Source organism: Chryseobacterium sp., from assembly GCF_022869225.1.
Lineage (GTDB): Bacteria > Bacteroidota > Bacteroidia > Flavobacteriales > Weeksellaceae > Chryseobacterium.
In genome coordinates, this window is sequence record NZ_JALIHL010000001.1 from 882,147 (window position 1) to 899,533 (window position 17,387).

A 17,387-nucleotide genomic window follows, 5' to 3' on the forward strand; every position below is an offset into this window, starting at 1 on the left:
CTTGAAATTTCCTTTATATTTCTCTAGAAAAATAGCATTTTCCAAAGATAACAAAAATAACCTTTCAAGAGTTATCATCTTCATTGGCAGGCTTTCCGTTGCGCTAGGAATTATTGTTTCCCTGATTACCGTTGCCACTGGTTTTGGTTCTAAAAAGGCTATTAAAGAAAGACTGGCAGATTTCAGCGGTCATATTACGGTAAGATCTACACGGTCCAATTCTTCTTATATTACTTCGGTACTTGACAATCAGGGATTACATATTCCGAAGATCAAAGAACTTCCCGATGTGGAAAGCATTCAAAAATATGCAACCGTTACCGGTATCATGCGGAATGAGCACAATTTTGCAGGCATTATATTTAAAGGAATTGGAAAAGATTTTGACAGCCTCCGGTTTAAGAAATTCTTAGTGGCGGGTACCACTCCAAAAGTTACAGAAGTAGGATTCAATAATGATGTTGCTATTTCACAAAAAATAGCCAATGACCTGCACCTCAAGATCAATGACAGTATTGTCACGGTATTTTTAAAGTCAGATCAAAAACCAATTTACCGTAAATTCCGTGTCCTTGGAATCTATAGAACCGACATCAAAATGATTGACGAGCAATTTGTTATTGGAGGAATTAATCATGTCCGAAAGATCCAGGATATGAAGCCTGATGAAATTGGCGGTCTTGACATTTTCCTGAAAGATGTAAACGACATCGACAAGGATTTCCCGGATATTGAAAAATTGATCGGCTATAAAAACTACGCTGAAAAAGCAACAGAAAAATTTCCACAAATCACCGACTGGATCAGCATTTTTGACACGAATATTGCTTTGATCATCATTATTATGCTGATCGTAGTGGTCATTAATATCATCATGGTTCTCCTGATTCTTATCATTGAAAGAACAAATTCCATAGGCCTCCTTAAAACATTGGGAGCCAGCAATTCCCAGATCAGGGCTACCTTTATCAACTACACCCTTATCATTATGATTCCCGGGCTTTTATATGGAAATGCCATTGGATTAGGGCTTATTCTGATTCAGAAATTCTTTGGAATCATTAAACTTAACCCTGAAAATTACTATGTGAGTACAGTTCCGGTAGATCTTAATCCTATTGCCATTATTTCTATTTCATTGGGAATTTTGCTGATATCAGGATTTGCATTGATTATTCCGAGCTACCTGATCAGTAAGATTTCGCCGGTAAAAGCTATTAAGTATAATTAATAATAAGGGATTAACGGCCAATTCAGAGCTATTTCCAAAGGGCTTTTAATTTGTTTTGTCCTTCCGCTACCCAAGTAAGATAATTTTAAAAGCCTTATCTTTGCACTGCATATAAAACATTTATGAAATACGCAAAAAATATTCTTGAAACTATAGGTAATACACCGTTGGTAAAACTTAACAATGTGTTGGGAGAAGATTTTCCGGCACTGGTTTTAGCAAAAGTAGAAACATTCAACCCTGGAAATTCTGTAAAGGATAGAATGGCTCTTAAAATGATAGAAGATGCCGAGAAAGAAGGCAGATTAAAACCCGGAGGAACCATCATCGAGGGAACTTCAGGAAATACAGGCATGGGATTAGCCCTTGCTGCTATTATCAAAGGCTACAAATGTATTTTTGTAACCAACTCCAAGCAGTCAAAAGAGAAATGTGATATTCTTCGTGCGGTAGGTGCTGAGGTAATTGTTTGTCCTACCGATGTGAAACCTACTGATCCGCGTTCTTATTATTCAGTATCTAAAAGGCTGGCTAAAGAAACAGAAAACGGATGGTATGTAAACCAATATGACAACTTATCCAACAGAGCTGCCCATTATGAATCTACAGCTCCTGAGATCTGGGAACAGACGGAAGGAAAGCTGACTCACTTTGTAGTAGGTGCCGGAACAGGAGGTACGATTACGGGATGTGGAACTTTCTTCAAAGAAAAAAATCCGGATATTAAAGTGATTGGAGTGGATACCTACGGATCTATTCTGAAAGAATTCCATGAAACCGGAGAACTTCACTATGATCATGCCTATACTTATATTACAGAAGGTATCGGAGAAGATATCATTCCTGAAAACTATGATATGGCTGTCATTGATCATTTTGAAAAAGTAACGGATAAAGACGGAGCCATCTATGCAAGGAAACTGGCTAAAGAAGAAGGTATTTTCTGTGGATATTCTGCAGGAAGCGCTATTGCTTCTTTGATTCAGATGAAAGATCAGTTTACAAAAGATGACATCATTGTCGTTTTACTTCATGACCACGGTTCAAGATATGTAGGAAAGATCTACAACGATGAGTGGATGAAAGAAATGGGATGGCTGGAATAATAAGCTAAAGAAGAAAACGTAAAAAAGCGGGTAGCACATTTACTTTTACTATAAAATAAAAATCAGAGCGTTTGCTCTGATTTTTTTATTTATTATTGATATGGTCTTTCAGTGTTTTTTTGAGCAGATTATAATCTTTCTCACCCATTGATTTTTTTGGAAACATATAACTGTATTTACCTTCCACCGTCATAAAGTTTTCATTGGAATCAAAATATTCAAAATCTTTCCATTCACTGGTTTCCTTTTCCCCGTCGATAGTAACCGTAAAAAACAAATGATCAAATCGGATTTCGTATACTGTACAGTTTTCAAGTACATTAAGGTATTGGTTCACCTGTTTTTTCCATCGTGAGACCTTATTGACACTTACGGACAGGAACACTGCACACAGAAGAAATATAAAACTCAGAAAGTATAAAACTCCCACACTGTCTTTACTGAAACGATCCTTTAAAAGAAATGCAATCAATACAATAAATGCAGAAACAATTGTTGTTACCGTCTTACTTTTAGTGGTGGGCGAGAAAAGTAAATTCCCCTGGTTCCCGCTAAAATAAATATCTTCAAAAGTCTTTCTGTCAGGTCTTAATACAATCACCTTTTCCTCACTCATAATTATAGTCAGCTTTAAAAAGCTACAAAGCTAAACTAAATATCCTCATATTGATCACTTATTGCAGAAAGTTTGTTCATCAGCTCCCTGTTTCTCTTTTTCAGAGCATCCAGTTTTTTCAGCATATTATGGATAACTTCCAGGCCGGGAAGGTTGATTTCAAGATCATAATGCCAGTTGGCAAACTTTTCAAGTTCCGGCAGGTCCTCATACATCAGATAATGAATATTATTTTCAATCTGTATGTTCAGCAAACCATAATCTACAAGCTCATCAAAAAAAGTAATTTCTATATTATAAATTCTTACGAGTTCTTCCCGTGATATTCTTTCACTCATAGCCTAGGAATTTTTTATTTGTTCAAAAAGTTCTTTCTGCTTTTCGGTAAGGTTTACCGGCAGTTTTACTTCATAGGTTACAAAAAGATCGCCATGCTGCCCTTCTTTTTTGTAAACAGGAAAGCCTTTTCCTTTGAGTCTTACCGTCATTCCGTTCTGGGTTTCCGGTTTCACTTTGAGATTTACACTGCCATTCAGGGTATTGACCTTTACATCTCCGCCCAAAACAGCGGTAAAAAGATCAATGGTGACTTTGGTTTTCAGATCATCACCTATTCTTTCAAAGTCGGGATCAGCAGGAATATTGAAGGTGATATACAGATCTCCGTGTGGACCTCCGTTATAACCGGGATTACCGTGTCCTTTCAATTTAATCTGCTGTCCGTCATACACTCCTGCAGGAATAGTAATCCTTACCTTTTTACCATTAATTTCAAAGGTTTGCGGATGTGTGGTAGCGGCATCTTTTAAATTCAAAGTCAGCTCTGCCTGAACATCCTGTCCTTTAAATTTACCAGAAGCGCTTCCCCGGGAACTTTTACTGAAACCTCCGGCTCCGCCGAACATACTTTGGAAAAAATCTGAAAAATCTTCCCCTTCTCCAAAATCCGCTCCGGAGAATCCTCCTCCATAATTCTGTTGCTGTTGATATTGCCTTTGCTGTTGCTGGGCCTTTTCATATTCTTCGCCATGCTTCCAGTGCTCTCCATACTTATCGTATTTGGAACGGTTTTCAGGGTTACTGAGTACTTCATTAGCTTCGTTCAGTTCCTTGAATTTTCTTTCTGCCTCTTTATCATCAGGGTTAAGATCAGGATGTAATTTTCGTGCCAGCTTTCGATAAGCCTTTTTGATATCATCCTGTGTTGCGCTTTTATCTACACCTAAAATTTTATAGTAATCTATATAAGCCATAGAAACGATGTTTACTCAAATTTATGAATTTTATCTTTGAAAATCACACAACAAAATGCCCAAAAGATGAAAAAACACATTAAAAATGTTAGGCAGCGCTTACTATACAATTGGGCAATAAAAAAAGAGATGAATAATTCCATCTCTCTTTTAGTTAAAAACTCCAATAATTATCTATGAATAATTTTGTCAATTACACCGTCTTTGTCATAGACATAAGATGATGCCGAGTAAATATTAGTCGCTCCATAATTACCACTATAATTAACATAATTATGTTCCCAATAAGCCGCTTTTACAGAACCGTCTGCTACTGGAGCTCCTAATAAAAGAATTCCTGCTGCGTGCGGGGATGCCATGGAAGTTCCGCTAATTGTATTATAACCGCCAGCCAGCCAGGTTGATTTCACCTGATATCCCGGCGCTGCATAGTCTACACACGTTCCATAATTAGAAAATGTTGTCCAAAAATCCCCGGGAGCTATTGCTGAAATGGTATAAATGTTTGCGTGATTGACCGCAGCTGGTGAATAATAATTGGCATCGTCATAAGAATTACCTGCAGCAATGGCGAGCTTAACGCCTTTTTGGGCCACTTTTAAAACGGCCTGCTCTGTAGCTGAATCTCTAAATCGTGTCTTAGGGCCTAAACTCATATTGACAACATCATTTGTAGAAGCATTAGCATACACATAATCTAATGCAGAGACAGTCCATGAAAAACTTCCGGTCCCGTCATTCCCCAAAACTTTCAGGGCAACAACGCTGGCACCTGCAGCTACCCCTACCACTCCAATACTATTATTAATGGCTGCAATGGTTCCTGCAACATGGGTTCCGTGCCCGTTCCCGTCATCCGGATTGTTATCTCCTGCAAAAGAAACGCTTCTTTGGGTATCTACATTGAGATCCGGATGATCCAGATCGATTCCTGTATCAATTACCCAGGCCGTTTTCCCTGTTCCATCTCCCGCACCACCTATTCTTGTGATTCCCCATGGTGTTTCCTGTGTAGCGGCCTGTACTACTTTTCCTTTTGGATTTCCTAATGAGATTAAGTAATCCTGCTCAACACTTTTGATTCTGCCGTCTTTTCTAAGTACTTCCACCTCAGCATCGGTAAGATTCTTGGCAACAAAACCTTCGAGAGCATAGCCAAAAGCATTAGAAATCTTTTGGTTATCGATACCCAGTTTCAATCCATCATTATTACTTTTCATTTTGTCTAATAATACCCCGTTTTTCCTTAAATAGCTTTCCCTGTTCTCGGTGGTTGTCTTAGAAACAGCAAGGCCATTTGCCTCCAGAATACCATCCTTCAAAACAACAATATACTGTCCCGGAATAGGAGTGGAAGAATTGGAAGAAGCTGTATTCTCTAAATTTGCAACCTCATTGGAATGGGTTACATCGCTGCCTCTGTCAGTGTTGCAGCTTACAGTGATTGCAGCCGCAATCAACAATAACGAAATTTCGTTTTTTCTCTTCATAATTTGAAATATTTTTTGATTAGTGCTTTACAAATATATCACAAATTTTGGATAAAAAAAATAATTAAATCAATATTTTTGCAATTTAATTATCAATAATTCATATTTTAAATAAAAATAATGAATATAAGTTAATTTAATTATTTTACATTAAATTGGATTTTTATAGAAAAAAATTCAATTATTAACAATCAAAATAGTGTAATTTTAAACAAATACACTAAAATCATATGATAAATAAATTTCATACTTAGTCTGCTCAATTTCTCTCATACACTTAGAAAATAAACCTATCTTTGATAAAAAACACCGTATGAAAGAGGTATTGAAAAATTATTCAGGAATATTATTTTTACTTTTAGGGATTACCGTAGGAAGCATTATTGGAATTGCGGCTCCGGGTATCGTGCAATACATCAAGCCTTTGGGAGATATTTTCCTTAATCTTCTTTTTGTGAGTGTGGTTCCTCTTGTATTCTTTGCCGTTTCCAATTCTATTGCCTCTTTGGAGCAGCAATCGAAATTCGGAAGAATCATTTTGATTATGGCTCTTACGTTTTTGTTCTTCATTCTCACCGCCGCTGTTTTTACCATCTGTGCGGTGTATCTCTTCCCTGTTTCCGGAGTTTCCGGAAGTTCTGAAGCCATTACAGAAGCAGCCAATAATGATACCTGGGGTGACAGAATTGTAGGGTTTTTCACCGTGGGAGAATTCACGGCTCTTTTTTCAAGACAGAATATGCTTGCTCTTCTTATATTTGCTTTTCTGACCGGTTTTGCGGCCCGAAAAACCGGAGAAAAAGGCGGCCCTTTCAGAGTTTTTATCGCTTCCGGATATGAAGTGATGAAAGAATTGCTTTTATTAATTATGAAATTGGCTCCTGTAGGTCTTGGAGCCTACTTTGCCTATCAGGTGGCAACTTTGGGACCTCAGCTTTTTGGCTTTTACGCTAAACCTTTAGGCCTTTATTATATCGCAGGAATTATATACTTCCTTGTCTTCTTTTCAATGTATGCTTTTATGGCCAGTGGGCAAAAAGGAGTGAAAAATTTCTGGACAAATGCCATCTATCCTACCCTTACCGCCATAAGTACCTGCAGCAGCTTTGCTACCATGCCGGCAAACCTGCTGGCCGCCTCCAAAATAGGAATCCCGAATTCTATTGCCAATCTGGTTATTCCTATTGGTACGACATTGCATAAAAACGGATCTTCCATGTCTTCTATTATAAAGATCTATGTTGCTTTTCTCATCATTGGAAAAGACTTTTTTGATCCGTCCAATTTATTGCTGGCTCTGGGAATAACTGTTTTTGTAAGCATAGTGGCCGGAGGAATTCCTAACGGCGGGTATATTGGTGAAATGCTAATGATCTCAGTGTATAAACTCCCTCAGGAAGCGATCCCTGCCGTGATGATCATTGGAACACTGGTAGACCCTTTAGCAACCGTTCTGAATGCGGTAGGGGATATCGTTGCGGCCATGTTTGTCAACCGGTTTGTAAAAGTCTCGTCTTAAATGATCTGAAAACTTTCTTTTGACGAACATAGCTGAGCCATACCAGTTCAATACGTCTAACTTTTTTCTCCTGTTGGATTACTCACTGCGTTTTACGGGCTCCAGATTTTCATATTCTTCCGGAGTAAAAAGCCTGTACTGAACTTTAAATGTTTTTCCTAAAGGTGTCTCCAGTGAGAAACCTCCCGGTCCGAATCCATCTGCCACATCAAGGGTAAAATGGGAATATTTCCAATATTCGAACAGATCGCGGTCTATCCAGAACTCATGTCCGTTAATTGTTCCGATCATGGCATCATTCATTCTTGGGAAAAAGCCGCCCTTTTCAAAACACTGGGGCTGTGTCCCTTCGCAGCATCCTCCTGCCTGATAAAACATCAGTGCACCATATTTATTTTCCAGTTCCCTGATGACATCAAGAGCCTTTTCTGTTGCAGAAAGTCTGGCTATTTTTTCTTCCATTGTTTTATGATTACGATTCATTTCGTTATTAAAAAGTCCGGCCGATAAACGGGCCGGACTTAGTTCTTATCATGGTTAATTTGAGCCGGCAATATCCAATACGATTCTGCCGTCAATCTGCCCTTTCTTCATTTTATCGAAAACCTCATTGATCTCTTCAAGTTTTGCTGAGGTTACAGTAGCCTTCACCAGTCCCTCATTGGCAAAATCCAGAGCTTCCTGCAGATCTTTCCTGGTTCCCACAATAGAGCCTCTCACGGTTATTCTTTTTAAAACGGTTTCAAAAATCGGAAGTTCAAAAGATCCCGGAGGAAGACCATTGAGAGCAATGGTTCCCTTTCTTCTTAAAACATCTATTCCCTGCTTGAAAGCAATGGGCGAGACTGCTGTAATTAATGCGCCGTGCATTCCGCCGACTTCTTTATGCAGATATTCTCCCGGATCCGTGTTTTTTGCATTGACAACCAGGTCTGCTCCGAGTTTTTTGGCCAGGTCAAGTTTATCATCTGCTACATCAATGGCTGCAACATGCATTCCCATTGCCTTGGCATATTGTACTGCGACGTGTCCCAATCCTCCGATTCCCGAAATCGCAACCCATTCTCCGGGTTTTGTCTCAGTTTCTTTCAATCCTTTATAAACAGTTACTCCTGCACATAAAATAGGAGCGATTTCCAGGAAGTTAACATCAGATTTTAAATGTCCCACATATCTTGAATCTGCAATAACATATTCTGCAAAACCACCATCCACACTATAGCCGCCGTTTTTCTGGGCTTCGCAGAGTGTTTCCCATCCCGTTATACAATAATCGCAGCATCCACAGGCACTATACAGCCAGGGAACTCCTACAGCATCTCCTTCTTTTACGAAAGCTTCCGGTCCGCATGCTACCACAATTCCTACTCCTTCATGCCCCGGAATAAGCGGCATTTTAGGTTTTGCCGGCCAGTCGCCGTCTACAGCATGTAAATCTGTATGGCAGACGCCACAGGCGATTACTTTTACGAGAACTTCATATCTTCCAGGTTCTCTTACCGGTACTTCTTCAATTTTTAGTGGCTGGCCATAACCCTGAACTACAGCAGCTTTCATTGTTTTTGGGATCATATTGTATGTTTTGAGTTTAGTTTTTTATGATGATGATTATATTTTCTGAGTCAGACTTCTGTATTGCCAAATTTGTAAATCAGCAATTGGCTTTTAAAAATCTAAAGTTTATCACAGGATACTGCCCGAAGGAGCGGCATTTCCCTGTGAGGGATAGGAAGGGCGGCGAGGAACGAGCCGGTGCGGAATATCATGGAGCACCGAAACGAAGTGAAGCCCTGAATAGCCCGACCGTTTTGCCCTGACCAGGCCAGGGCAATCGGGCACGTCCTAAATAAATATTAAAAGAAACCTAACTTATTCTTGTTGTAGGAGATCAGCATATTCTTAGTCTGGCGATAGTGATCAAGCATCATTTTATGATTCTCTCTTCCAATTCCGGACTGCTTATACCCTCCAAAAGGAGCTCCTGCAGGGTATGAATGATACTGGTTCACCCAAACTCTTCCTGCCTCGATCCGGCGTGGAATATTGTAAAGCTGATGTGCATCTCTCGTCCATACTCCGGCTCCAAGTCCGTAAATGGTGTCATTGGCAATTTTTACAGCTTCCTCTTCATCTTTGAAAGTGGTAAAGGCCAGTACCGGTCCGAAAATTTCTTCCTGGAAGATTCTCATCCTGTTGTTTCCTTTAAAAATGGTAGGCTGGATATAGTATCCGCTTTCAAGCTCTTCTCCAAGGTCATTGACTTCTCCTCCTACCAGCACTTCCGCACCTTCCTCTTTTCCTAACCGGATATAAGAAAGGATTTTGTCTTTTTGGATCTGGGATGCCTGAGCGCCCATCATAACCGTTTTATCCAATGGGTTTCCTACTTTAATAGCTTTTACCCTTTCAATTACTTTTTCGATGAAGGCATCTGCAATATCTTCCTGAACCAGCAGTCTTGAAGGACATGTACAGATCTCTCCCTGGTTCAGGGCAAAAAGTACCGCTCCCTCAATCGCTTTATCCAGGAATTCATCATCAGCATCCATTACCGAGCTGAAGAAAACATTCGGAGATTTTCCACCTAATTCCAGTGTCACAGGAATAATATTTTCAGTAGCATACTGCATTACCAGACGCCCTGTAGCTGTAGAACCCGTAAACGCCGCTTTTGCCACCTTAGGATTCGTTACCAGCGCCCGTCCCAGTTCTGCTCCGAAGCCGTTCACAATATTGACTACTCCTGCGGGCAGAAGATCGCCGATAAGCTCCATCAGCACCATAATAGAAACCGGGGTACTCTCTGCCGGCTTTAAAACCACACAGTTTCCGGCTGCCAATGCAGGAGCCAGTTTCCAAACGGCCATCAGTATCGGAAAATTCCATGGAATGATCTGTGCAATGACGCCAAGCGGTTCGTGTACAATCAGAGATACGGTATCTTGGTCCAGTTCGTTATGAGAGCCTTCTTCTGCACGGATCACTGAGGCAAAGTACCTGAAATGATCAATCGCCAACGGTAAGTCTGCTGCCAGTGTTTCTCTCACGGCTTTACCATTGTCAATCGTTTCTACGATCGCCAGGTATTCAAGGTTCTGCTCTATCCTGTCTGCAATTTTATTCAGAATAATACTTCTTTCTGTAGAAGAGGTATTTTTCCATGACTGGAATGCTTTTTCAGCAGCATTTACCGCCAGTTCCAGATCTTCTTTTGATGAATGGGCTACCTGGGTAAAATTCTTACCATCAACCGGTGAAACGACATCAAAATACTGTCCGTTAACTGGGGGTGTAAATTTCCCGTCAATATAATTATCATATCTGTGTTTAAACTCCGGACGCTGTAAAAGAGTCGCTGATCTAGGTTCTGTAATTGTGCTCATATTAGTATTTTTTACATTTTTGTTGTATGCCAAATTACATGTACAGCCCTAAAACCTATAGCACAATCGTATAAAAAAAGTGCAGAATAATGCAGACAGTCAAATTTATAATTTTATTAACAGCAACGTACGGTCAAAATCTCTATATTTGAGTTACTTGCTTCTTAAAAATATTTAGAAATGAATAACAATAATAAATATTTATTAAATACTCCTGAATTAACACAGGAGAACCGACTGCTGAACATCATTGAAAACCAGACCAAATTCAATCTCAACAACTGTGAATTCAGTATCTACGAAACGCATAAAGCGGCTTTCGATGTCAAACTTCATTTCGAAAATATAGCTTTTACCGCCATGTTAAGAGGCAAGAAACATATGAAGCTGGATAATAAAACCAATTATTTTGATTATTTCCCGGGTGAAAGTATATTGGTCGCCCCGGGCGAAACTATGGTTATTGATTTTCCTGAAGCAGATGATACGCCTACCCAATGTATTTCCTTAAGCTTAAATCCCGAATTCATTGAGGATTCTCTGAATTACCTGAATTATCACCTCCCGAAAGTAGATGAAACGGCCCAGTGGAATATTCAGCTGGATGAATATTTTCTTTTTAATAACAAAGCATTAGCCTCTGCCACCAACAATATCATGAGAATTGCCATGGATGATAATTCTCAAAAAGATATCATGGCCGATTTTGCCCTGAAAGAACTTCTGATCAGGCTGATGCAAACCCAGGCCAGAAGCATGGTGGAAAAAAATGTGGTAAAAAATAAATCAAGAATAGGTTTTGCAGTAGATTATATCAAAAGAAACCTGCATCAGAAACTATCTATTGACAGTATTGCAAAACTTGCCTATGTAAGCAAATCCAATTTCTTTAAAATGTTTAAAGACGAACTGGGAACTTCTCCTAATGATTTTATCCTGCAGGAAAGAATCAACAGGGCTAAAGAACTGTTAGCCAACCAGAACAGCATTAAAGAAACAGCTTACCAGACAGGTTTCTCCGATACCAATTACTTTACCAGAGTATTTAAACAGCTGGTGGGTGTCACCCCGAAAAGCTATCAGACAAGAAGCGGAAGTATATTTTCAAAATAATTGTTTAGGAGGATGATACAAAACAAAAAGAGATCTCTGTAAAAAGTTCTCCTTCTCTCGTTAGCCACTCTAAATGTCGATTGTAAATCCTGCATCAAAAAACAGTGGTCGTATTTATTATAAAAACCCCGCTCACCATCACGTTTATAAAGTTACTACCTTATCAAAAGATAGTTTTTAATGATTTTTGTTCTATATAGTTTTTCTTAAAAATTAAGCTCTATTTAATGATCCGACAAAAAATTGCCCCTGAAAAGCTAGACGCTTTTTAGGGGCAGTTCAGTAAATGTGGAGCTAATTTTACAAATAAATATATAATATTTTATTATTGACCTGTAAATACTTCATCATAATTACCATAAGTACCTGTCATTTGACCACTACTATTTTTTATGTAATAATGAACTCGAAGTTTTAAAACTCTCGTACATGGGTTAAAAGTTGATTTAGTCCCATCACTGGCATCAGAGCCATACGTAGTACTGCCTGCGCTTGGATGGTTACCCGTAGATTGCTCAGGCATGGTTACAATATAAGTATCTGGATTATATTTCAATATCATATCGCTACCATCATCCCAGATACCAAGAATTTTAAATGTTCCTACGCCATTTGTAACACCCAAATCCTGTACTGTATAATTCACATCCCCGCTAAACCAGCTGGCTACTGTATTTTTAAAGATTCCATTACCAATAAATGCTGAATTCGGACAGGATTTTGCATAGGTTAAGATATAGGTCTGATCAAATGTTGCATTAGCAATTGATGATGACTGTAACTTAAACACAATAAATTTAGGTTCAACGGTTGCTCCCGATTCCAGTAACTTTACATGGAATTGTCCTCCAATTTTACCAGCATCAACCGTCAAATTTTGATTTACAATCTGGAAATCCGTTCCCTCTACAGCATTTGAAATACTTGTATCTACTACCAGCTTCACTTGTGCTGATCCAGAGAGCGCATGGATTGTGCCAAAATCAAGATTAACCGTAGTAGAACCTGTTCCTGATTTTACAATAGCTTCCGACCTTACTCCTTTATTAAAATGCAAATAAGGCTGCCCTTCATAAACTTCGGCTTCATCTTTACAACTATTTAAGAAGAAAATAACAAATGCCAATATTAAAAATGTAAACTTTTTCATAGTTTTCATAGATCTGATTTATTAATTATAACCTGTATTTTGTTGGATATTAGGATTCGCATTAATTTCATCTAACGGAATCGGAAGTGTAAATCTATAGTCACTAGCAGGTAATGTAAGTGGCATTGTCTGATTATCATCATCATACACATCCCTATCAATACCCACTCCAGCAGCTACTCCCATTCTCTTAAGATCCAAATAGCGGTGTCCTTCGAAGCATAACTCTCTTCTTCTTTCCAGAAGAATATCTGTGTATGCCTGCTGAGCAGTTGTATAGGTAACCGCAGTTGTCACACCTTGTTTAGATCTATTTATTCTAATAGTCTTAATATTAGTGGCAGCAGTTGTTAAACTTCCTTCATGTACAGCAACTTCTGCCAAAATAAGATACATTTCTGACAATCTGAACATTTTGATATCATTCCTCAAGTTCATTGCAGAACTTGCAGGAGAACTTTTACCAGGATATTTATTGATAACAATAACATCATCTTCTCTAGGATTAGGTCCTGAAGGATAAGCCGGATCAAACTTACTGCTTGCATCTATAAATACATCGTAACGAATATCACCTCCTGCAATCTGGTTATTAAGAAGAGAAAATAGCTTTCTACTCATATCAAAATTCACAGACCCATTAATATCAGTAGAATTGGTTGTCCATAAACCTGCAATATTTGACCAAGATCCAGTTGTATTGTTTGGCCTGTAAAGAGACCATAAAATTTCGCCTCTGGTTGCATCAGTCCACATAGTAGTGTACGCGGTACCAGTCCCATTTGCTAGCGTTAAACCACTTTCTGATATAGCAGCTGAAGCATTAAGCTTTGCATTAACGTCATCGCCCTTATAATTATAATATCTGGCAGCAATAGCATTAATTGCAGCTTTTTGTAAATAATGCTGCGGCTGGGTGGTACCAGCTGTAATATTACTTGTATTATAGTTGGCAAGTGCATATTGCAGATCAGATTCAATCAAAGCATAAATCTCAGAGTTTTTAACTCTTGGCAATTTGGTAGTAAAAATATCTGCAGGTATAGCACTAAGTATCACCCCTAATGCATTCGCATCTTTCATATTCGGAGAAAAATACGACTCTAAAGTTATATAGGCTAATGCTCTTATTGCTCTTGCATGTGCCAAAACATTGGTGTACAACAATTTATCATCAGCTGACAGAGTATTATAGTTAATTAAAGTACTTCCTTTCAAAAGGATATTCACTTTATTTACAATATTGTAATTACCAACCCATATACCGGATACCTGGCTTGTTGTGGAATTAAGTACAAATCTATGAGTTAATATATCCGAAGTACTTACACTACTTGGTCCATAACCTATTTCATCTGTAAAAAGCGCAGTAAAGGAAATCTCACTTAATGGATTTACAGCCGGATAAACACTTCCATTAAGAAACTTCTGCATATCTTCTACTGAATGAAAAGCAACTTCCGGATTATTAATTTCCCCATCCTGAACAATATCTAGTGCATCTTTACATGAAGTCAACACTAAGAAAAACGATAATATATAAAATATTTTTTTCATTATAATAATTTTTTAAAAATCAACTTTTACCCCTATTGTATACATTCTTGGATTAGGATATAAACTTAAATTTGTTCCTGTAAGTGGTTCAGGATCGAAACCTCTCCATTTTGTCCATGTATAAAGATTCTCACCTTGTACATATATTCTAAGTCCTGTAATAGGCATATTTTGTAATTGATCCTTTCTAAGCTGATATCCTAAAGTAACCGATCTTACTTTCAGGAAGGATGCATCTTTTAAGAAGTAATCAGAATTTGCAGTATAGCCCCAGTTTGTAGCTCTTAAATTTGGTATGTCAGAATTTGAATTTTCAGGAGTCCATGCTCCTAATAAATCTTTTGTCATATTGGATGCTCCAACAGCACTGGATCCTAATCCTTCAGGATTGGCTAACCAATAAAGTGAATTATCAAATTTTTTAACCCCCGCTTGGAACGTAAATAATGTATCAAAGAAAAATCCTTTATAACCGCTTTCAAAACCAAAGCTGCCTGCATATTTAGGAATAGGACTTACATTAGTATATTGTGCATCCTTCACATCAGGAGCCTCGGTAACCCCACCATCCTTTGTATGAAATAATAAGTTACCATTACTTTTATTGACTCCTGCGTATTTATATACATACCATTCATTTAACATGTGACCAGCCATAGTAACTGCTGAACCAGGTGCAGGATCTCCAAAAATAGTAAATTCATTAACTGTATTTTTGTTATAAGATCCATTGGTAAATACACTAAAGTTGATATCTGCAGTTTTTATAACATTATATCGTAATCCAAGTTCAATACCTTCATTTGTCATTGCCCCGTTGTTACCATTTATTGAATAAGCACCCGAAACACCTGAAATTGGGATTGTGCTAAAAAGGTTGGTCGTTTTCTTTCTGTATACATCAAGAGTACCCTCCAATTTATTATTAAGTAGAGTAAAATCCAGTCCGATATTGGCTTGAGCTACATCTTCCCATTTTACTAATGGGTTTCCATAGGCAAAACCTAATCCAAGAGCGTTACCATATCCTGTAGGAGAAGTATACAAATCTCTTACTACATTATTTGCTGTTAGTAATGGGTTTGCACCAGATGCTGCTCCTACAATATTCTGGTTACCATTAGTTCCATAAGATGCCCTTAGTTTAAGATTATTGAAGATAGAACCTTCCATAAAGCTCTCTTTATCAATATTCCATCTACCTGCTACAGACCAGTAAGTTGCCCATCTATTCTCTCCTACAAATCGATATGATGCATCCCTTCTTAAAGTACCGCTAAAACCAAAACGTCCTGCATAATCATAGTTTACAGTTCCGAAAACAGCCAAGGTTCCGGCTGTAATTCTGGAAGCACTTACTACAGGAACATAACGTGATGTTGCCGTACCATCAAATGGTACATATCCGGTACCTGAACCCGGCACATATGTTCTAGGGTCTAATCCGTTTTGCCTTCTGTATGTTGTTCTATAATATACTTTATTATATTCCATATTCACGGAAGCATCTACGGAATGATCACCAGACTTCCCACTATATAAAGCTGAGATTACATTATTAATAGTTAAATCTCTTGTTGTAGTCTGGTCTTCAAAGCCTGTATATTTAGCACTCCCCTGAGTAGCATTAGCCAAATAGGACCAAGGCGCTCGCCCAAAAATCCTGTCACCTTGCCTATAATCAACACCTATCTTATTGCCTAAACTAAAATTCTTTGTGAAATTATAAGATGCACCTAAATTACCACTGATGGATATCTGATCTACATAACTGGGCAGATTGCCTCTGGTTAAAAGATTTTCTAGCACATAAATATTATTTCCATAATCGAAATTAGTACCTATCGCTTTAAATAGCTCTTGCCCATTGGCATATTTATTGGGTGCTAAATATGGCAGTCCTAAAAGGACACCAAGAAGCGGATTTTGCACAGAGTTGTTGCTAATGCCTGCATTAGTTTCCTCATTCAACTCATTTCTTCTTGAAAAAGCGAGGCCAATTTGTGAATTAATATTTAGTTTGTTATCTTTAGATTTTGCCTGAATGTTTGATCTTACAGTAAATCTTTTAAAATCTGTAGTTGGTACCGCTCCGCCTTGCTCCATGTACCCAAAAGAGTTGTAAGATGATATATTTTCCCCACCGGTAGAAATTGCTACATCATGAGATTGAAACATTTCTGGTTTGAAAAAATATTTAGACCAGTCTGTATCAATACCTGCAGCTTTTCCTTCCTCTGCTTTCTGATAAGCAGTATTGGCTGAGGTCATACCATACAATCTCATAATTTGCATATACTCATCTGTATTGGCAAGTTTATATTTATCAAGCGGCCGTAAAGACATACCTGTCATACCAGTATAGGAAAGCTTAAAACCACCATTATATCTCCCTCTTTTTGTCCTGATAACAACAACCCCATTAGCGCCACGGTTACCATATACAGATGTTGCTGCAGCATCCTTCAAAATAGTTACAGACTCTATATCATTAGGGTTTAAGTTTCTATATTCTGAAGCATTTGATGGAATATCATCTATGACTATTAAGGCATCTGTATTACCATTAATAGAACTCGTTCCACGAATCAGTAAACTAAATTTAGCAGAACCCGGGCTTCCGGAACCTCCATTCATGATCACCCCGGGAGCTGAGCCTTGCAAAGAAGTCAACATATTGACGTTGGGCCTGTTCTCGAGAAATATTTCCCCAACAGTATTAGAAGCAACAGTTGATTTAGGCTTTGTAATACTTTTTGAGTAACCTAATAGAACCACTTCATCGATTGATGTTTCATTTTTTATCGTGTCCTTTTTCTTAGTTGTTGTCTGCTGCGCAAATACCATTCCTCCAAAGAAAAATATTGCTCCAGCACTCAATACACGTAATTTTACATTCATTTTAACACATTTTAATATTCTACCCACAAATATGTTAATAAATACCAACAACGTCAACATATAAAATA

At 38.1% G+C, this 17,387-nt stretch carries 14 protein-coding genes; 4 read left to right on the top strand and 10 right to left on the bottom strand.

What is annotated here, in order from left to right; translation table 11 throughout:
• Window position 1 precedes the first annotated feature (1 nt).
• Both MUW56_RS04115 and MUW56_RS04120 read left to right on the top strand, forming a co-directional pair.
• Window positions 2–1,231 (top strand): FtsX-like permease family protein, encoded by a 1,230-nt coding sequence (locus MUW56_RS04115; RefSeq protein ID WP_292011990.1) that lies wholly within the window; start codon window positions 2–4, stop codon window positions 1,229–1,231.
• 122 nt (window positions 1,232–1,353) lie between these two features.
• The gene (locus tag MUW56_RS04120; protein ID WP_292011991.1) at window positions 1,354–2,337 is read left to right on the top strand and encodes a PLP-dependent cysteine synthase family protein; all 984 of its coding nucleotides are present in this window, start codon (window positions 1,354–1,356) and stop codon (window positions 2,335–2,337) included.
• A gap of 85 nt (window positions 2,338–2,422) precedes the next feature.
• Here MUW56_RS04120 and MUW56_RS04125 read toward each other — a convergent pair whose 3' ends face one another.
• From MUW56_RS04125 to MUW56_RS04140, 4 genes are all read right to left on the bottom strand, one after another.
• Window positions 2,423–2,953: a hypothetical protein gene (locus MUW56_RS04125; protein WP_292011992.1), complete on the bottom strand. Its 531-nt coding sequence runs from the start codon at window positions 2,951–2,953 to the stop codon at window positions 2,423–2,425.
• 35 nt (window positions 2,954–2,988) lie between these two features.
• Window positions 2,989–3,291 (bottom strand): chaperone modulator CbpM, encoded by a 303-nt coding sequence (locus tag MUW56_RS04130; RefSeq protein WP_292011993.1) that lies wholly within the window; start codon window positions 3,289–3,291, stop codon window positions 2,989–2,991.
• A gap of 3 nt (window positions 3,292–3,294) precedes the next feature.
• Window positions 3,295–4,206 (bottom strand): J domain-containing protein, encoded by a 912-nt coding sequence (locus MUW56_RS04135; protein WP_292011994.1) that lies wholly within the window; start codon window positions 4,204–4,206, stop codon window positions 3,295–3,297.
• 170 nt (window positions 4,207–4,376) lie between these two features.
• Window positions 4,377–5,696, bottom strand: coding sequence for a S8 family serine peptidase (locus MUW56_RS04140; protein WP_292011995.1), 1,320 nt, complete (start codon window positions 5,694–5,696; stop codon window positions 4,377–4,379).
• A gap of 313 nt (window positions 5,697–6,009) precedes the next feature.
• Between MUW56_RS04140 and MUW56_RS04145 the strand changes: the two genes are divergently transcribed.
• Window positions 6,010–7,215 carry a dicarboxylate/amino acid:cation symporter gene (locus MUW56_RS04145; protein ID WP_292011996.1) on the top strand — a complete coding sequence of 402 codons (1,206 nt, stop codon included), beginning with the start codon at window positions 6,010–6,012 and terminating at the stop codon, window positions 7,213–7,215.
• A 78-nt stretch (window positions 7,216–7,293) separates the two neighbouring features.
• On the opposite strand, the gene MUW56_RS04150 is transcribed toward MUW56_RS04145, so the two are convergent.
• The 3 genes from MUW56_RS04150 to MUW56_RS04160 all read right to left on the bottom strand — a co-directional run bounded on the left by MUW56_RS04150 (window position 7,294) and on the right by MUW56_RS04160 (window position 10,598).
• Entirely contained in the window at window positions 7,294–7,677 is a 384-nt protein-coding gene (locus tag MUW56_RS04150) for a DUF779 domain-containing protein (protein ID WP_292015374.1), read from the bottom strand.
• A 75-nt stretch (window positions 7,678–7,752) separates the two neighbouring features.
• Complete coding sequence (gene adhP / locus MUW56_RS04155; protein ID WP_292011997.1) at window positions 7,753–8,787, bottom strand: alcohol dehydrogenase AdhP; 1,035 nt, start codon at window positions 8,785–8,787, stop codon at window positions 7,753–7,755.
• Window positions 8,788–9,068: 281 nt separating this feature from the next.
• Window positions 9,069–10,598, bottom strand: coding sequence for an aldehyde dehydrogenase family protein (locus tag MUW56_RS04160; RefSeq protein WP_292011998.1), 1,530 nt, complete (start codon window positions 10,596–10,598; stop codon window positions 9,069–9,071).
• A gap of 180 nt (window positions 10,599–10,778) precedes the next feature.
• On the opposite strand from MUW56_RS04160, the gene MUW56_RS04165 reads away from it, so the two are divergent.
• Window positions 10,779–11,711 (top strand): AraC family transcriptional regulator, encoded by a 933-nt coding sequence (locus tag MUW56_RS04165; protein ID WP_292011999.1) that lies wholly within the window; start codon window positions 10,779–10,781, stop codon window positions 11,709–11,711.
• Window positions 11,712–12,036: 325 nt separating this feature from the next.
• On the opposite strand, the gene MUW56_RS04170 is transcribed toward MUW56_RS04165, so the two are convergent.
• The 3 genes from MUW56_RS04170 to MUW56_RS04180 are packed head-to-tail and all read right to left on the bottom strand — an operon-like array spanning window position 12,037 to window position 17,319.
• A complete protein-coding gene (locus MUW56_RS04170; protein WP_292012000.1) occupies window positions 12,037–12,870 on the bottom strand; it encodes a hypothetical protein in 834 nt (277 codons plus the stop codon).
• Window positions 12,871–12,882: 12 nt separating this feature from the next.
• Entirely contained in the window at window positions 12,883–14,418 is a 1,536-nt protein-coding gene (locus MUW56_RS04175) for a RagB/SusD family nutrient uptake outer membrane protein (RefSeq protein WP_292012001.1), read from the bottom strand.
• Window positions 14,419–14,430: 12 nt separating this feature from the next.
• Window positions 14,431–17,319: a SusC/RagA family TonB-linked outer membrane protein gene (locus MUW56_RS04180; protein ID WP_292012002.1), complete on the bottom strand. Its 2,889-nt coding sequence runs from the start codon at window positions 17,317–17,319 to the stop codon at window positions 14,431–14,433.
• Window positions 17,320–17,387: the final 68 nt, after the last annotated feature.

Bases quoted from the DNA above. Each gene is read 5' to 3' on its own strand.
- MUW56_RS04120 (WP_292011991.1), top strand. From the start codon at position 1,354: ATGAAATACGCAAAAAATATTCTTGAAACTATAGGTAATACACCGTTG.
- MUW56_RS04125 (WP_292011992.1), bottom strand. From the start codon at position 2,953: ATGAGTGAGGAAAAGGTGATTGTATTAAGACCTGACAGAAAGACTTTT.
- MUW56_RS04130 (WP_292011993.1), bottom strand. From the start codon at position 3,291: ATGAGTGAAAGAATATCACGGGAAGAACTCGTAAGAATTTATAATATA.
- MUW56_RS04135 (WP_292011994.1), bottom strand. From the start codon at position 4,206: ATGGCTTATATAGATTACTATAAAATTTTAGGTGTAGATAAAAGCGCA.
- MUW56_RS04140 (WP_292011995.1), bottom strand. From the start codon at position 5,696: ATGAAGAGAAAAAACGAAATTTCGTTATTGTTGATTGCGGCTGCAATC.
- MUW56_RS04145 (WP_292011996.1), top strand. From the start codon at position 6,010: ATGAAAGAGGTATTGAAAAATTATTCAGGAATATTATTTTTACTTTTA.
- MUW56_RS04150 (WP_292015374.1), bottom strand. From the start codon at position 7,677: ATGGAAGAAAAAATAGCCAGACTTTCTGCAACAGAAAAGGCTCTTGAT.
- adhP (WP_292011997.1), bottom strand. From the start codon at position 8,787: ATGATCCCAAAAACAATGAAAGCTGCTGTAGTTCAGGGTTATGGCCAG.
- MUW56_RS04160 (WP_292011998.1), bottom strand. From the start codon at position 10,598: ATGAGCACAATTACAGAACCTAGATCAGCGACTCTTTTACAGCGTCCG.
- MUW56_RS04165 (WP_292011999.1), top strand. From the start codon at position 10,779: ATGAATAACAATAATAAATATTTATTAAATACTCCTGAATTAACACAG.
- MUW56_RS04170 (WP_292012000.1), bottom strand. From the start codon at position 12,870: ATGAAAACTATGAAAAAGTTTACATTTTTAATATTGGCATTTGTTATT.
- MUW56_RS04175 (WP_292012001.1), bottom strand. From the start codon at position 14,418: ATGAAAAAAATATTTTATATATTATCGTTTTTCTTAGTGTTGACTTCA.
- MUW56_RS04180 (WP_292012002.1), bottom strand. From the start codon at position 17,319: ATGAATGTAAAATTACGTGTATTGAGTGCTGGAGCAATATTTTTCTTT.